This is a genomic window from Pseudomonas sp. PDM18, assembly GCF_014852585.1.
In the GTDB taxonomy this organism is placed as follows: Bacteria; Pseudomonadota; Gammaproteobacteria; order Pseudomonadales; family Pseudomonadaceae; genus Pseudomonas.
This window is the reverse complement of the sequence record NZ_JACVBX010000001.1, coordinates 761,863-776,836: the sequence shown is the minus strand read 5'-3', so window position 1 is coordinate 776,836 and position 14,974 is coordinate 761,863. Positions and strand designations below refer to the sequence as shown.

The 14,974-nt window shown below is 66.7% G+C and carries 12 protein-coding genes; 8 read left to right on the top strand and 4 right to left on the bottom strand.

Features of this window, described 5'->3' with window-relative positions:
* The first annotated feature begins 136 nt into the window (after positions 1-136).
* From moaB to ubiT, 5 genes are read left to right on the top strand one after another with little or no spacing between them, the layout of a single operon-like run.
* The gene (gene moaB, locus IB274_RS03805; RefSeq protein WP_192430723.1) at positions 137-691 is read left to right on the top strand and encodes a molybdenum cofactor biosynthesis protein B; all 555 of its coding nucleotides are present in this window, start codon (positions 137-139) and stop codon (positions 689-691) included.
* Entirely contained in the window at positions 688-1,923 is a 1,236-nt protein-coding gene (gene glp, locus IB274_RS03800) for a gephyrin-like molybdotransferase Glp (RefSeq protein WP_192430722.1), read from the top strand. Before moaB ends, glp begins: the two co-directional genes overlap by 4 nt.
* Before the next feature lie 55 nt (positions 1,924-1,978).
* On the top strand, positions 1,979-2,974 hold the full coding sequence (ubiU, locus tag IB274_RS03795) for a ubiquinone anaerobic biosynthesis protein UbiU (RefSeq protein WP_192430721.1): 996 nt from the start codon (positions 1,979-1,981) through the stop codon (positions 2,972-2,974).
* Positions 2,975-2,984: 10 nt separating this feature from the next.
* A complete protein-coding gene (locus IB274_RS03790; RefSeq protein ID WP_192430720.1) occupies positions 2,985-3,875 on the top strand; it encodes a U32 family peptidase in 891 nt (296 codons plus the stop codon).
* Positions 3,869-4,342, top strand: a complete 474-nt coding sequence (gene ubiT, locus IB274_RS03785; protein WP_192430719.1) for a ubiquinone anaerobic biosynthesis accessory factor UbiT — start codon at positions 3,869-3,871, stop codon at positions 4,340-4,342. Before IB274_RS03790 ends, ubiT begins: the two co-directional genes overlap by 7 nt.
* A 112-nt stretch (positions 4,343-4,454) precedes the next feature.
* Here the strand turns inward: ubiT and IB274_RS03780 are convergent, their stop codons facing one another.
* The 3 genes from IB274_RS03780 to IB274_RS03770 form a co-directional block, all read right to left on the bottom strand.
* On the bottom strand, positions 4,455-4,823 hold the full coding sequence (locus tag IB274_RS03780; protein WP_192430718.1) for a putative zinc-binding protein: 369 nt from the start codon (positions 4,821-4,823) through the stop codon (positions 4,455-4,457).
* Positions 4,824-5,253: 430 nt separating this feature from the next.
* Positions 5,254-7,653: an endopeptidase La gene (gene lon, locus IB274_RS03775; protein ID WP_192430717.1), complete on the bottom strand. Its 2,400-nt coding sequence runs from the start codon at positions 7,651-7,653 to the stop codon at positions 5,254-5,256.
* Positions 7,654-7,771: 118 nt separating this feature from the next.
* On the bottom strand, positions 7,772-8,578 hold the full coding sequence (locus IB274_RS03770) for an AraC family transcriptional regulator (RefSeq protein WP_192430716.1): 807 nt from the start codon (positions 8,576-8,578) through the stop codon (positions 7,772-7,774).
* 84 nt (positions 8,579-8,662) lie between these two features.
* On the opposite strand from IB274_RS03770, the gene IB274_RS03765 reads away from it, so the two are divergent.
* Entirely contained in the window at positions 8,663-9,526 is an 864-nt protein-coding gene (locus tag IB274_RS03765) for an ATP-binding protein (protein WP_192430715.1), read from the top strand.
* 4 nt (positions 9,527-9,530) lie between these two features.
* On the opposite strand, the gene IB274_RS03760 is transcribed toward IB274_RS03765, so the two are convergent.
* On the bottom strand, positions 9,531-11,579 hold the full coding sequence (locus IB274_RS03760; protein ID WP_192430714.1) for a TonB-dependent receptor: 2,049 nt from the start codon (positions 11,577-11,579) through the stop codon (positions 9,531-9,533).
* A gap of 251 nt (positions 11,580-11,830) precedes the next feature.
* Here IB274_RS03760 and IB274_RS03755 point away from each other — a divergent pair, with 251 nt between their 5' ends.
* Together IB274_RS03755 and putP are read left to right on the top strand one after the other, a co-directional pair.
* Positions 11,831-12,580 carry an AraC family transcriptional regulator gene (locus tag IB274_RS03755; protein ID WP_192430713.1) on the top strand — a complete coding sequence of 250 codons (750 nt, stop codon included), beginning with the start codon at positions 11,831-11,833 and terminating at the stop codon, positions 12,578-12,580.
* Positions 12,581-13,371: 791 nt separating this feature from the next.
* Positions 13,372-14,889, top strand: a complete 1,518-nt coding sequence (gene putP, locus IB274_RS03750) for a sodium/proline symporter PutP (RefSeq protein WP_192430712.1) — start codon at positions 13,372-13,374, stop codon at positions 14,887-14,889.
* Positions 14,890-14,974 lie beyond the last annotated feature (85 nt).

Below are 14,974 nucleotides of genomic sequence, written 5' to 3'. Positions count from 1 at the left end.
CAGATTACGCGCTCCTGCAGGTTGACTCCGATGCCCCGCACGCGCCGGGGCAGTACCTCCTAGGAGGAATGGGCGGTAAGAGGGAAGGGGCGCAGGCTGGCGCCAGCCCTTTTTGCTCCGTCTCGGAGAGCCCCTCATGAGCCATCTCAGTACCGCGGAATTCCAGCCGCTCCAGATCGCCGTCCTCACCGTCAGCGATACCCGCAGCCTGCACAACGACACCTCCGGCCAGGCCCTGGTGACTTCGCTGCAACGCGCCGGCCACGCGCTCGCCGAACGCCAGCTGGTGATCGACGACATCTACCAGATCCGCGCCGTGGTCTCGGCCTGGATCGCCGACCCCAAGGTCCAGGTCGGCCTGATCACTGGCGGCACCGGTTTTACCCTGCGCGACAATACCCCGCAGGCCGTCGATCCTTTGCTCGAGCGCACCGTGGATGGCTTTGGCGAACTGTTCCGGCAGATTTCCCGTGAGGAAATCGGCACCTCCACCATCCAGTCCCGCGCCATCGCCGGCATCACCAACGGCACGCTGATCTGCTGCCTGCCCGGCTCCACCGGCGCCTGCCTGACTGCCTGGGAAAAGATCCTGGTGCAGCAACTGGACAGCCGCACCAAGCCCTGCAATTTCGCCCCCCATCTCAAGTGCCTGCCCGAGCGCCCGGTGCTGGCCTGCGGTACACGCTCGTGAGCGCCTGCGGCTGTTCCGGCACCGGCCTGCGCCCGGTGGACGAGGCCATCGCCGCGCTGATGGAGTTCGTTCCGCTGGCGCCGCCGACCGTGCGCGTCGACCTGGAATGCGCCCTGGGCCGCATCCTCGCCGAGGATATTCACTCACCCATCGACCTGCCGCTGTGGGACAACAGCGCGATGGATGGCTACGCCCTGCGCAGCGCCGACATGGGCCCGGCAGGCGCAAGGTTGAAGATCGCCGGCTACATCGCCGCCGGCGATGCCGCCCAGGTCGAACTGCAACCTGGCCAGGCCATGCGCATCTTCACCGGCGCGCCGTTGCCGCCGGGGGCGGACAGCGTGATCGCCCAGGAAGACTGTGAAGTCGATGGCGACTGGCTGCAGGTGCCCGTGGTCGGGCATGGCAGCCATGTGCGTCGCCGCGGTGAAGAGCTGTGCGAAGGCGATGCCTTGCTCAGTGCCGGGAAGAAACTGCGCGCCCAGGACCTCGGCCTGCTCGCCAGTGTCGGCCTGGACCGCGTCAGCGTCCACCGCCCGCTGCGCGTCTGCCTGCTGAGTAGCGGCGACGAGCTGCGCGAGCCCGGTGAGCCGCTGGCTCCGGGGCAGATCTATAACGCCAACCGCTTCAGCATCGGCGCACTGCTGCGCGGCTGGGGCATTGAAGTCCACGACTACGGCGTTCTCGCCGACACCCTGGCAGCCAGCCGCGATGCGCTGAGCCTCGCCGCCTCCGAATGGGACGTGCTGATTACCAGTGGCGGGGTGTCGGTGGGCGACCGCGATTACCTCAAGCAGGCGATCCGCGAACTGGGCGAGCTGCACCTGTGGAAGCTGAAGATGCAGCCGGGCAAGCCGCTGGCGTTCGGCAGCATCGCCGGCAAGCCGTGGATCGGCCTGCCGGGCAACCCGGCCGCCGCGCTGGTCACCGCTCTAGTGGTGGCGCGGCCGTTCCTCTGGCGTGCCCAGGGGCGCAGTACGGCCGATACCGTGCCGGTCACGCTGCCGGCGGGCTTCGACTGGCCCACGGCCAACTCGCGCCGCCAGTATCTGCGCGCGCGCCTGGAGCTGGATAGCGCTGGCGTCGCCCGCATCTGCCTGCATCCGCAGCAGGGCTCGGCCATGCTGCGCGCGGCGAGCTGGGCCGATGGCCTGGCGGTGGTGGAGGCCGGGCGCACGCTGCACACCGGCGAGCCGCTGCCCTTCCTGTCTTTCAGCGAACTCGGCGCCTGACGCCGTTCCCGGCTGCCGGCGGGGGCCGGCGGCCTCCGCACTGCCCGGGGGAAGCATGCAACTGGTCTGTCCGGCGGGGAGTCTGCCCGCCCTGAAATCGGCCCTGCGCGAGGGCGCTGACGCGATCTACGTCGGCTTTCGCGACGACACCAACGCCCGCCACTTCGCCGGCCTCAACCTCGATGACCGCCAACTGCTCCAGGGCGTGGAGCTTATCCACTGCGCCGGCAAGCAGATGTACGTGGCGGTCAACACCTATCCCGGTGCGGCCGGCTGGGCCCGCTGGCAACGCGCGGTGGACCACGCCGCCGACCTGGGCGTGGATGCGCTGATCGCTGCCGATTGCGCGGTGCTCGGCTACGCCGCCAGGCGCCACCCGAACCTCGCACTGCACCTTTCGGTGCAAGGCTCGGCCACCAACGTCGCGGCGCTCGCGTTCTACCACGAGCGCTACGGCATCCGCCGCGCCGTGCTGCCGCGCGTACTGTCGCTGGCGCAGGTGCGCCAGGTGGCGGCGAACAGCCCGGTGCCCATCGAGGTCTTCGCCTTCGGTAGCCTGTGCATCATGGCCGAGGGGCGCTGTCACCTGTCGTCCTACGTCACCGGCGAGTCGCCCAACCTCTGCGGCGTCTGTTCGCCGGCCAAGGCGGTGCGCTGGAACGAGGAGCCGGAAGGGCTGACATCGCGCCTCAACGGCGTGCTGATCGACCGTTACGCGCCGGATGAGCCGGCGGGCTACCCCACCCTGTGCAAGGGCCGCTTCGTGGTCAACGGCGAACGCTTCCACGCCCTGGAAGAGCCCACCAGCCTGAACACCATCGACCTGATCCCGCAGTTGGCGGAAATCGGCGTGGCGGCGGTGAAGATCGAAGGCCGGCAGCGCAGCCCGGCCTATGTCGAACAGGTCACGCGCGTCTGGCGCCAGGCGCTGGATGCCTGGCAGCGCGCCCCGCAGAACTACCGCGCGCTGACGCAATGGCAGGACGCCCTGGACAAGCTATCCGAAGGCCACCAGACGACCCTGGGTGCCTACCATCGCTCCTGGCAGTGAGGACCTTTTGATGAAACTCAGCCTGGGACCGGTGCTGTTCTACTGGGACCGCCGGACACTCCTGGATTTTTATGCGCAGATGGCCGACCAGCCGCTGGACGCCATCTATATCGGCGAAACCGTCTGCTCCAAACGCCGCGCCATGTCTCTCGACAACTGGTTGGGCCTGGGGCGCGAGCTGCAGCAGCAGAGCGGGGCGCAGATCCTCGTTTCTGGCCTGGCGCTGATCGAGGCGGCCTCCGAGCTGTCGTCGCTGCGCCGCCTCTGCGCCAACGGCGAACTGCAGGTCGAGGCCAGCGACATGGGAGCAGTGCAGATTCTCTCCGGTCTGGGCGTCGAGTTCGTCGGTGGTCCTGCGCTCAACGTCTACAACGGCCACACGCTGGCTGAGCTGTACGCCGCCGGCTTGCGCCGCTGGGTGCCGCCGGTGGAATGCTCCGGCGAGCAGATCCACGCGGTGATCGAACAGGTCCGCGAGCTGGGCATCAACGATGTGGAGACTGAGGTGTTCGCCTACGGCCATTTGCCGCTGGCCTATTCCGCGCGCTGCTTCACCGCGCGGGCGGAGAATCGGCCCAAGGACGACTGCCAGTTCTGCTGCCTGAACTACCCGGAGGGCATGTCGATGCTCAGCCAGGAGGGTTTCCCGTTGTTCACTCTCAACGGCATCCAGACGATGTCCGGCGAGGCCAGCAACCTGTTGGCGGACTACGCCTCGCTGCGTGATTGCGGCGCCGACCTGCTGCGCCTGAGCCCCCGTGCGCAAGGCATGGTGGAGGTCGTGCAGGCCTTCGACCGCGTGCGCAAGGGCGCTACACCGCCGCTGGCGGTGGAGGGTTGCAACGGATACTGGCATGGCCGTCCGGGCATGCTGCGCAGCGATGAGGTGAACCTGTGCTGACACTCGAAACAGGTGCCCTGCGCGCCGCCGACCGCCTGCTGCCGCTCGCCGCGCGTGTCCCTGCCGGATTGCAACGTGCGGTGTTGCAGCGCGCCGCCAACCGCCTGTTCGCCGAGCCGCTGGCGAACGGCGCCTTCGACATCCTCGACGGTCACTGGCTGCGTCTGGAAGTGAGCGATCTCGGTCTGGCCTGGTGCTTCACGCACGATCGCAATGGTCTGCGATTCGCCGATGCCTGTACGCCGAGCGTGACCATCCGGGGCAGCTGGCGCGATTTCCTGTTGCTGGCAGGACGGCAGGAAGACCCGGACACGCTGTTCTTCCGTCGCCGACTGGTGATCGAGGGCGATACCGAGCTGGGGCTGGCGGTGAAGAACCTGATCGACAGCCTTGATCCGGACAGCCTCCCTGCCTGGCTGTGGAGCGCCATGCGCCGCGCCAGCCGGGTGGTGCAGGAGAGCGCCTGAGCCGTTCAGCGTCTTCGATATCCGTGCTGTTTTGGCGCACCGATCGATGGGTGTCGCTTGGCTCGAAGCCATCTCGCGTTTTGGCTTCGAGCCTGGTCTGGTCGATTGACGCTTAGCCCGGGGCGCGTACGAGGAACTGCAGTTCCTCGTAGAGCATCTCGAAATCCTGCACCGGCGCGTCCTGGCCGTAGCGTTTCTTCAGGCCGTACTCGGTCAGGGTGATCTCGTGCGTGGCCTTCACCCCATGGCGCGCCAGGCAGTTCTGCACGCAGTGCAGGTGGCAGCCGTCCACGGCGATGATCGTTCGGTCTGAGCAGGCCTTCTTCACCAGCGCCGGCACGTCGCCGCCGACTCCCGCGATGCAGGACATCTCCGCCAGGCCGTCATGGTCCATGCGCAGGGCGAGGTCGTTGGCCAGCTGCGCGAGGTTCGAGCAGCCGGAACAGGAATAGACGAGGGGCAGGTGCGGCGAGGGCGGCATGGGGACCTCCAGGGTGAGTCCCGCAGTGTCCTGCCGCGACGCCTTGCCGCGACATGATCTGAATCAAGTCGACGAGTGGACTACTCCCTGTTGGGTATCGCGCTCAGGCTGTTGGCGGGTAGCGTTATGCGCCCTACGCACCTTCTCCCTTCGCACTGTGGGGGATTTCGTGCAGGAGCGGGCCACGCCCGCAACTCGCCGGCAGTGCCGGCGTTGGGCTAGGCACAGACGTTGCCGGGAGCAGCATATTAGCCGCAGCGAATGCCACAGATGTGTCCGCTTCCATGGCGGCCCGGAGTGGAATTGTGGGCGCGGACCTTGTCCTCGGTCGCGGCCATGGCCTGCTACTACAAGGGAAGTTCGGCGTTGAGCGGTTCGCGAGCAGGCTCGCTCCTACAGGGGTAAGAGCGAGCCACTCAGACTCAGGACGTCAGCCCGGGAACAGCACCTTCGCCACGTCCCCATAGCGCTTGGCAAAATGCACCGTCAGGCCTTCCTTCAGGTACTCCGGCAGCTCCTCGAAGTCGCCGCGGTTGGACTCGGGCAGGATCAGCTCGAAGATTTTCTGCCGGCGCGCCGCGATGACCTTCTCGCGCACCCCGCCAATGGGCAGCACCTGCCCGGTGAGTGTCAGCTCGCCAGTCATGGCTACGCCTTTCTTCGGCGCCTGGTTGCGCGCCAGGGACAGCAGGGCGCTGGCCATGGTCACGCCTGCGCTGGGGCCGTCCTTGGGCGTGGCGCCCTCGGGTACATGCAGGTGGACGAAGGCCTGGTCGAAGAAGCTCGACTCGCCGCCGTACTTCTTCAGGTTCGAGCTGATGTAGCTGTAGGCGATCTCTGCCGACTCCTTCATCACGTCGCCCAGTTGTCCGGTGAGCTTGAAGCCGCGGTTCAGCGTGTGGATGCGCGTCGCCTCGATGGGCAGGGTAGCGCCGCCCATGCTGGTCCAGGCAAGGCCGGTGATCACGCCGACGCCGGAAAGCACCTGCTCGGTGCGGAACACTGGCGTACCGAGGTATTCCTCGAGGTCCTTGGCACCGATCTTCACCACCGACTCGGGGTCTTCCAGCAGCTTCATCACTGACTTGCGCACCAGCTTGCCGAGCACTTTCTCCAGCTGGCGCACGCCGGCCTCGCGGGCATAGCCCTCGATCACCGCGCGCAAGGCGGCGTCGTTGATCGACAGGCGATGCTTCGGCACGCCGGCCTTTTCCAGCTGCTTGGGCCACAGGTGACGCTTGGCGATAGCCAGCTTCTCCTCGGCGATGTAGCCGGACAGGCGGATGACTTCCATGCGGTCCAGCAGCGGACCGGGGATGGAGTCCAGGGTGTTGGCGGTGCAGACAAACAGCACCTTGGACAGGTCCAGGCGCAGGTCCAGGTAGTGGTCGAGGAACTCCACGTTCTGCTCCGGATCCAGCGTCTCCAGCAGCGCCGAGGCGGGGTCGCCCTGGTAGCTGCTGCCGAGCTTGTCGATCTCGTCGAGCATGATCACCGGGTTCATCACCTCGACGTCCTTCAGCGCCTGCACCAGCTTGCCGGGCAGGGCGCCGATGTAGGTGCGGCGGTGGCCCTTGATCTCGGCCTCGTCACGCATGCCGCCGACGCTGAAGCGATAGAACGGCCGCCCCAGGCTCTCGGCGATGGACTTGCCGATGCTGGTCTTGCCCACGCCGGGCGGGCCTACCAGCAGCACGATGGAGCCGGCGATCTCGCCCTTGAAGGTGCCTACCGCGAGGAATTCGAGGATGCGGTCCTTCACGTCTTCCAGCCCGGAATGGTGGCGGTCGAGGACCTTGCGCGCGTGCTTGAGATCGAGCTTGTCGACGCCCATCAGGCCCCACGGCACCGAGGTCGCCCAGTCGAGGTAATTGCGCGTGACGGCGTATTCCGGCGAGCCGGTCTCCAGGATCGACAGCTTGTTCAGCTCTTCATCGATGCGCTTTTTCGCCTGGTCGGGCAGGGTCTTGCCTTCCAGGCGTGCACGGAATTCATCGGAGTCGGCGCTCTTGTCGTCCTTGGTGATGCCCAGTTCCTGCTGGATGATCTTCAGCTGTTCCTGCAGGAAGAACTCGCGCTGGCGTTCGCCGATCTTGCGGTTGACCTCGGCGGACAGCTCCTTCTGCAGGCGCGCGACTTCCACTTCCTTGCGCAGCAGCGGCAGTACCTTCTCCATGCGCTTGAGCATCGGCACGGTGTCCAGCACGCCCTGCAACTCGGAGCCCGGCGCGGTGGTCAGCGCGGCGGCGAAGTCGGTCAGCGGCGACGGATCGTTGGGGTTGAAGCGGTTGAGGTAGTTCTTCAGCTCTTCGCTGTACAGCGGGTTGAGCGGCAGCAGTTCCTTGATCGCGTTGATCAGGGCCATGCCGTAGGCCTTCACCTCGTCACTCGGGTCGTTGGGAGTGTGCGGATACTCCACTTCCACCAGGAAGGGCGGGCGGTGGCGCTTGATCCAGCCGCGGATGCGCACGCGCGACAGGCCCTGGGCGACGAACTGCAGCTTGCCGCCTTCGCGGCTAGCGTGGTGCACGCGCACCAGGGTGCCGTGCTCGGGCAGGCTGTCCGGGTCGAAGTGGCGCGGGTCTTCCGGCGGGTTCTCCATGAAGAACAGCGCCAGGCTGTGGTGCTCGGTCTTGGCGACCAGTTCCAGCGTCTCGGCCCACGGTTCCTCGTTGACGATCACCGGCAGCACCTGCGCGGGGAAGAATGGGCGGTTGTGGATCGGAATGACGTAGACCGTGGTCGGCAGGTTCTGCCCCGGCAACACCAGCCCGGTGTTGCTGACCTCTTCGGCGCTATGGATATCGTGAATCTCGTCGTGGTCGCTCATGAGGCACCTGACTGATTGAACATGACAGTCTAGATGGGGAAACCAGCACGGGGTTTCAATCCCATCGTTTCGAAGGATGTATCCGAAGATGTTGCAGCCGATTGTGCGCGCACGGAACTTACGTACGGATTAGCGGGCGCTGCCGTAGGAAATCGCTGGGCGGCCGGCCGAACTGACGGCTGAACATGGCGCTGAAGGCGCTGGGCGTGCTGTAGCCCACTTCCAGCGCCACACTCAGCACGCTTTCGCCCAGGGCCAGGCGCTCCAGCGCGGCCAGCAGGCGCGCCTGTTGCCGCCATTGGCCGAAGGTCAGCCCGGTTTCGGCGAAGAACCAGCGCTGCACCGTCTTGCTGTCGACATTCAGCCGGGCGGCCCAGTCGGTAAGACTGGCGTTGTCGCCGGGCTGGGCCTGAATGGCCTGGCACAACGCGCGCAGGCGCGGATGGGTGGGTAAGGGCAGGTGCAGCGGCAGGATCGGGTCTTCACGCAGTTCATCGAGCATCAGGCCGAGGACGCGACCGTCGCGGGAGTCCGGGGCGACCTCGCCGCTGATCGAAAGCGCCGCCAGGATCAATTCCCGTAGCAGCGGCGAAACCGCCAGCACGCAGCAGTCCGGCGGCAGGTGCGGGGCGCTGCCCGGTTCCACATAGAGGGTTCGCACCCGCACGTTGCCGACCATCCGCGTCCAGTGCTCCACGCCGCCGGGTATCCACAGGCCGCGGTTGTCCGGCACCACCCATTGGCCACTGGCGCTACCCACCACCAGCACCCCGCGCACGGCGTAGAGCAGTTGCGCGCGGTGATGGCTGTGCGCAGGCACCTGATGCCCATCGGGGAAGTCCAGGGCGATGGCCGCCACCGGGCTGGCTGCCCGTTCGTCGCCGTGGTTTTCCAGCAGTGGGGCTGCAATGTCCTTTTTACGCATGTGGATGCCTGTTTGTCGTTAGACGACCACTTTCATCCATCGTTAGGCTGCTGAACAGCCCCCATCTGCATCGATGATCCCGCCATGACCGACATGTCTGCTATCGCTGAACAACTGGCCCGAATCGCCCGGTTGCTCGAACAATCCCTGCCTGCGCGGCCCGAACTGGCGCTGGAAGAAGGCGCCATCGCCCACCTGTGGGAATACCGCCAGGGCCAGCCGCGCCTGACGCCGGTGATCGAACCGGCACTGATCGCCTTCAACGACCTGCGCAACGTCGACCGGCAGAAGGCGCTGATCGAGCAGAACACCCGCCAGTTCGTCTCCGGCCGCCCGGCCAACAACGTGCTGCTGACCGGCGCCCGCGGCACCGGCAAGAGTTCGCTGGTGAAGGCCTGCCTGCATGCCTTCCATGCCGAAGGGCTGCGTCTGATCGAAGTGGACAAGGAGCACTTGGCTGACCTGCCGCAGATCATCGACTTGCTGCGCCACCGCCAGGAGCGCTTCATCCTGTTCTGCGACGACCTGTCCTTCGAGGACGGCGAGACCGGTTACAAGGGTCTGAAGACCGTGCTCGACGGTTCGGTGGCGGGGCAGTCCGGCAACGTGCTGATCTACGCGACGTCCAACCGCCGCCACCTGCTGGCCGAGCGCGCCGAAGACAACCTGTCGTTCCAGCGGAGCGAGAGCGGCGAGTTGCACCCTGGCGAGGCGGTGGAAGAGAAGATCTCGCTCTCCGAACGTTTCGGCCTGTGGATATCTTTCTATGCCTTCAGCCAGGAGCAGTACCTGGAGGCGGTTGCCCGCTGGCTGGAGTCTCACGGCCTTGGCGGTATGCAGCAGGAGGTGTGGGAGCAGGCGGCGATCCGCTGGGCGACCCATCGCGGGTCGCGGTCCGGGCGGATCGCCGCACAGTTCGCCCGGGATTACGCCGGGCGTCAGCGCTAGAACATCAGAACGCGACCTTGACCCCCGCCTGAATGCCGCGCCCGCCGGCGGGCACGCTGTCGCGCAGGATGGAGCTGGCGTAGCGCACGGTCTGGTTGGTCAGGTTCTCGCCCTTGACGAAGGCCAGCCAGCGGCTGTCGCCCAGGTCGAAGCGGTAGCCGACGCTGGCGCCGAGGGTGGTGTAGCCGTCGGTGCGCAGCTCGTTCTCCGGCACGCGGTTCTGGTCGGCGGCGTATTCCACGCCGACCCGTGCCTGCCATTGCTGCAGCTCCCACAGCAGCGCGCTGTTCAGGCGCAGCGGGGCGATGCGTGGCAGGGCTTCGCCGGTGTCCTTGTTCTTGGCGCGGGTGTAGTCGCCGGAAAGTTCCAGGTCGAAGCGGCCGTAGGGGCTGTCCAGCAGGTGGATGCGGTCCTGCGCCTCGACGCCGTAGAAGTCCGCCTTCACGCCGCTGTAGAGGTATTCGGGCAGTGCCTCGTCGTCGCCGGCATCCACCACCGCGCCTTCCTCGTCGCGGTAGCGTCCGCTGGCCAGCAGGCCGATGTAGTTGGAGAAGCGGCTGTAGAACACGCCGACGCTGCCTTTGTGGCGCTCGCTGTCGAAGCGCAGGGCGAGGTCGGTGGAGACGGCTTTTTCCTTGCTGGCGTTGGCGTCACCGACTTCGAAGGTGCCGGTGGCGGCGTGGGCGCCGTTGGCGTACAGCTCGTAGAAGGTCGGCGCGCGCTCGGTATAGGCCAGGGTGCCGGCCAGCGACCAGATCGGCGTCAGCTTGTAGACGGCACCGGTGGACAGGCTGCCGGCGGTGAAACTGCGCGAGCCGTCGTTCTCGGCGAAGCGCTCGTTGTCCTTGGCGTTGGGCTTGATGCGCGTGTGCTCGACGCGGCCGCCCAGGTTCAGCGCCAGGCGCTCACTGGCCTGCCAGTTCTCCAGGAAGAACAGCGCAGCGCTGTCGGTCTCTGTATGCGGCACGAAGGCTTCTTCCCCCAGCGCGGAGAAGCGGCTGTTGGCGACCTGCGCACCGACCACGCCGTCCAGCGGGCCGATGGGCTTGTGCCGCGCCTCGATGCGCGCCTCGTAGCCGTCGTTCTTGAAGGTGGTGCCGGTCTCGCCGTCCTCGATTTCCTTGTGCTGGTACTCGGTGTAGGCGGCGTCCAGCTTCACCGAGCTGAAGGGGCCGTCGAGGTCGCGGATTTCCGAGGCGAAGGCGTAGCGATCCTGCTGCATCTTCAGGCGCACGTCGTCTTCGGCGGGCGAGCCGTAGTTGCTGTCGTAGCCGCTGTAGGACAGGCCGGCATAGCCGTGATCCCAGTGGTAGCTGCCGCCGAGGGCGCCGCTGTCCTGGCGGCCGTCGCTGTTGTTCACGCGGTGCTTGGCGTCATCGCCATCGATCTGGCGTTGGCGTGCAGAATGGGCGTAGCCGGGGATGCGCAGGTCGTTGAACTCGCGGGAGCCGGCGTCCAGGTGCAGGGCGAAGGTGCCGTCGCCGGCCTCCAGTGCGCCCGCGCTGCTGCGAGTGGTGTCCGAGCCGCCGTAGCGCAGCTCGCCCTGGCCGTGGATGCCGTCCACCGGTTCGCTGGGGATGCGGTTGTCGAAGCTGTTGACCACGCCGCCGATGGCGTTGCCGCCGTAGAGCAGGGCTGCCGGGCCGCGCACGACTTCGATGCGCTCGACCACGTTGGGGTCTTCCGGCACGGCGTGGTCGTAGGACAGCGACGAGGCGTCCAGCGCGCCCACGCCATTGCGCAGGATGCGGATGCGGTCGCCGTCCATGCCGCGGATCACCGGGCGGCTGGCGCCGGGGCCGAACCAGGTGGAGGACACGCCCGGCGTGCCGTTCAGGGTTTCACCCAGGCTGCCTTTCTGCCGCAGGGTCAGCTCGTCGCCCTGCAGGACGCTGCTGGGGGCGGCGGGGGAGGCATCACCCAGGGGGTTGGCGGTGACCACCTGGGGCTCCAGTTCGGTGGGGGCGGCATCGGCCAGCGAGGGCGCGCCGGCGCACAAGGCGAGGCCCAGCGGTGCTAAACGCCAGCGCGGACGAGGAAGGGATGGGGGCATGACGAACTCCTGGTTTTTTCTTCTGGCAAAGCGAACCCCTCCCTCGTGATCAGGGATGCGCCAGGCGGCGGAGGAGGGGGAATGGGAATGTGTTATTTGTTATAACATAACATATCTATCGGTTAGCAAGATTTTCCGGCTTAGATGCTTTAGTGCTTGCGTATCCCTGGAGTTGCGCCCGGTTGCACCTGTGCGCTGGGCAGGCCTGGTCGAATCCCGTACCATGCTCAAAATTTGATCAGCCCAGCGCCATGTTCAATACCCGCCTCGCCACGCTGTCCGACCAGACCGACCAGCACGCCCATGACCATCACCAGTTGGTGATGTCCCTGAGCGGCCGCGCGGAATTCGAGATCGGCGGCGCCGGTGGCGAGGTCTGCCGGATGCGCGCCTGCCTGGTGCCGGGTGATGTTGCCCACGAGTTCGCCGGGCTCGGCGACAACCGCATGCTGATCCTCGATCTGAACGAGGCCGGCACCGGCGAGCAGGATCGCGAGCTACTGGCGCGGTTGTTCGAGATGCCGCGCTACCCGACCCTGGATGCGGACTTCCAGCACCTGCTCAGCTACGCCGGCGCGGAGATCGCCCGCTACGGCGATGACCCATTGCTCGCCCGCGCCCTCGGCGGCGTGCTGCTGCGCGCGCTGCACCTGCGTCTGTTCGGCGAGGACTGCGCGCCGCGCCAGGGGCCGCTGGACCTGGAGCGGCTGGACGGCTATATCGCCGACCACCTGTCGCGGCGTATCACGGTGGCGGAGCTTGCGCAGGTGGCCTGCCTGAGCCCCAGTCACTTCCACGCGCAGTTCAAGGACCGCGTCGGCCTCACGCCGCACCAGTACCTTTTGCGCCAGCGCCTGGATCGCGCTGCGCGCCTGCTGCGCGAAACCGATCTGCCGCTGGTCGGCGTGGCCGGCGAATGCGGCTTTTCCAGCCAGAGCGCGCTGACCACCGCGATGCGCCGATACCTCGGCTTGACCCCAGGCAGCCTGCGCCGCTGCTGAATCCGTCGGCCTGCGCGACCTGGATTGCTGATCGAACCGTCAATTGTCGACCTTCGGGTGTCGGAGTCTTTTGCAAGAACTCCAGAGCTTTCAGCAAGAATTCCGTTGGGTGCAACCCATAGAGTCCGCCCACCGTGTTGCAGGTGCAACCCGGTCATACCAAGAACAACAGCCAGCTCGATACGCGGGAGGGGCAGCATGCCCATCACCGGTTCTGCATTTGCTTGTAGCGCGCCCGCACCTGGCTGCGCGATCGCTGTCATTGCACAGCCCGCCACGGCCCGGCCCGCAGCGCCCGCCCGTGGTCCTGCGCCGTCCGCCCTCGGACCAGCGGCGCCATTCGCTCCGGTGCTTTCTGTACAATCCGCGCCCTCGTGCGCCGGCCACCCCCTGCCGCACCTCCATGCGCGCGTGAACCCAGTTTCGAATCGCTCCGGCCTGCCGTGCCGCCTGTCCATGGGACGGCGTGCTCCGCATTGCCGGAGTGCTGGCGCCGACTCCGGCGCCTGATGGATCACCGGGCCCAGCCCGGGAAACGGCCCGCACCTCGCTTACCGGCGAAGGCGGGGCGGAAGTCGCCGTGGTGAGACGGTGGCTGCAGGAAGACGCCAGCAAGGACGAGGGCGTGCCTGCGTCGGGAGGCGTAGCGGTTCGGTGCCGGTTTGGCCCCACGCGCAACCCGGTCTGCTTGTGAGCAAGCGCTAACCGGCCGGCGTCAACCACGCCGGCTGCCAGACAAGGCCCGCGATACCCCGCGAGCCCGGATAAAAACAAGCTGTAGGGGAGTCCCCATGAGCGTCAACACGCCAACACTGATCACCTTCGTGATCTACATTGCGGCCATGGTTCTGATCGGCCTGGCTGCCTATCGTTCGACCAACAACTTCTCCGACTACATCCTCGGTGGCCGCAGCCTCGGCAGCTTCGTCACCGCGCTGTCGGCCGGTGCCTCGGACATGAGCGGCTGGCTGCTGATGGGGCTGCCGGGCGCCATCTACCTGTCGGGCATCTCGGAAAGCTGGATCGCCATCGGCCTGATCTGCGGCGCCTACCTGAACTGGCTGTTCGTCGCCGGCCGCCTGCGCGTGCACACCGAGCACAACGGCAACGCACTGACCCTGCCGGACTACTTCAGCACCCGCTTCGAGGACAACAGCCGCATCCTGCGCGTGATCTCCGCGCTGGTGATCCTGGTGTTCTTCACCATCTACTGCGCCTCCGGCATCGTCGCCGGCGCCCGCCTGTTCGAAAGCACCTTCGGCATGTCCTACGAGACCGCCCTGTGGGCCGGTGCCGCCGCGACCATCGCCTACACCTTCGTCGGTGGCTTCCTGGCGGTGAGCTGGACCGACACCGTGCAGGCTTCGCTGATGATCTTCGCGCTGATCCTCACCCCGGTGATCGTGCTGTTCGCCACCGGCGGCGTGGAGCCGACCTTCGCTGCCATCGAGCTGAAGGACGCGGCCAACTTCGACATGTTCAAGGGCGCTTCCTTCGTCGGCGTGCTGTCGCTGATGGCCTGGGGGCTGGGCTACTTCGGCCAGCCGCACATCCTGGCGCGCTTCATGGCCGCTGATTCGGTGAAGTCGATTCCGGCTGCCCGCCGCATCTCCATGACCTGGATGATCCTCTGCCTGGGCGGCGCGGTCGCCGTGGGCTTCTTCGGCATCGCCTACTTCCAGGCGCACCCGGAGCAGGCCGGTGCCGTGGGCGAGAACCACGAGCGCGTGTTCATCGAGCTGGCGAAGATCCTCTTCAACCCGTGGATCGCCGGCATCCTGCTGTCCGCCATCCTCGCCGCGGTGATGAGCACACTGAGCTGCCAGCTGCTGGTGTGCTCCTCGGCGCTGACCGAAGATTTCTACAAGGCCTTCCTGCGCAAGAACGCCAGCCAGCTGGAGCTGGTGTGGGTCGGTCGTGCCATGGTGCTGCTGGTGGCGCTGGTGTCCATCGCCCTGGCCGCCAACCCGGACAACCGCGTCCTGGGCCTGGTGTCCTACGCCTGGGCCGGCTTCGGCGCCGCTTTCGGTCCGCTGGTGCTGTTCTCCGTACTGTGGAAGGGCATGACCCGCAATGGCGCGCTGGCCGGCATCATCGTCGGCGCGGTCACCGTGATCGTCTGGAAGCAGTTCGGCTGGCTTGGCCTGTACGAGATCATTCCGGGCTTCATCCTCTCCAGCGTTTCCATCGTGGTCTTCAGCCTGCTCGGCTCCGCGCCGTCCAAGGCGATGATCCAGCGCTTCGAGGAAGCCGAGGCGGAATACGCCGAAGCCACTCAGTCGACCGGCACTGCCGTGACCAGCCGCTGAGACTTCGCTGAATGAAAAAGGCCGCGCTCCGTGAGGGGCGCGGCCTTTTTTGTGGCTCTCTTATCGGGGTGAGCTACGGGTCTCC

Bases quoted from the DNA above. Each gene is read 5' to 3' on its own strand.
- moaB (WP_192430723.1), top strand. From the start codon at position 137: ATGAGCCATCTCAGTACCGCGGAATTCCAGCCGCTCCAGATCGCCGTC.
- ubiU (WP_192430721.1), top strand. From the start codon at position 1,979: ATGCAACTGGTCTGTCCGGCGGGGAGTCTGCCCGCCCTGAAATCGGCC.
- IB274_RS03790 (WP_192430720.1), top strand. From the start codon at position 2,985: ATGAAACTCAGCCTGGGACCGGTGCTGTTCTACTGGGACCGCCGGACA.
- IB274_RS03780 (WP_192430718.1), bottom strand. From the start codon at position 4,823: ATGCCGCCCTCGCCGCACCTGCCCCTCGTCTATTCCTGTTCCGGCTGC.
- lon (WP_192430717.1), bottom strand. From the start codon at position 7,653: ATGAGCGACCACGACGAGATTCACGATATCCATAGCGCCGAAGAGGTC.
- IB274_RS03770 (WP_192430716.1), bottom strand. From the start codon at position 8,578: ATGCGTAAAAAGGACATTGCAGCCCCACTGCTGGAAAACCACGGCGAC.
- IB274_RS03765 (WP_192430715.1), top strand. From the start codon at position 8,663: ATGACCGACATGTCTGCTATCGCTGAACAACTGGCCCGAATCGCCCGG.
- IB274_RS03760 (WP_192430714.1), bottom strand. From the start codon at position 11,579: ATGCCCCCATCCCTTCCTCGTCCGCGCTGGCGTTTAGCACCGCTGGGC.
- IB274_RS03755 (WP_192430713.1), top strand. From the start codon at position 11,831: ATGTTCAATACCCGCCTCGCCACGCTGTCCGACCAGACCGACCAGCAC.
- putP (WP_192430712.1), top strand. From the start codon at position 13,372: ATGAGCGTCAACACGCCAACACTGATCACCTTCGTGATCTACATTGCG.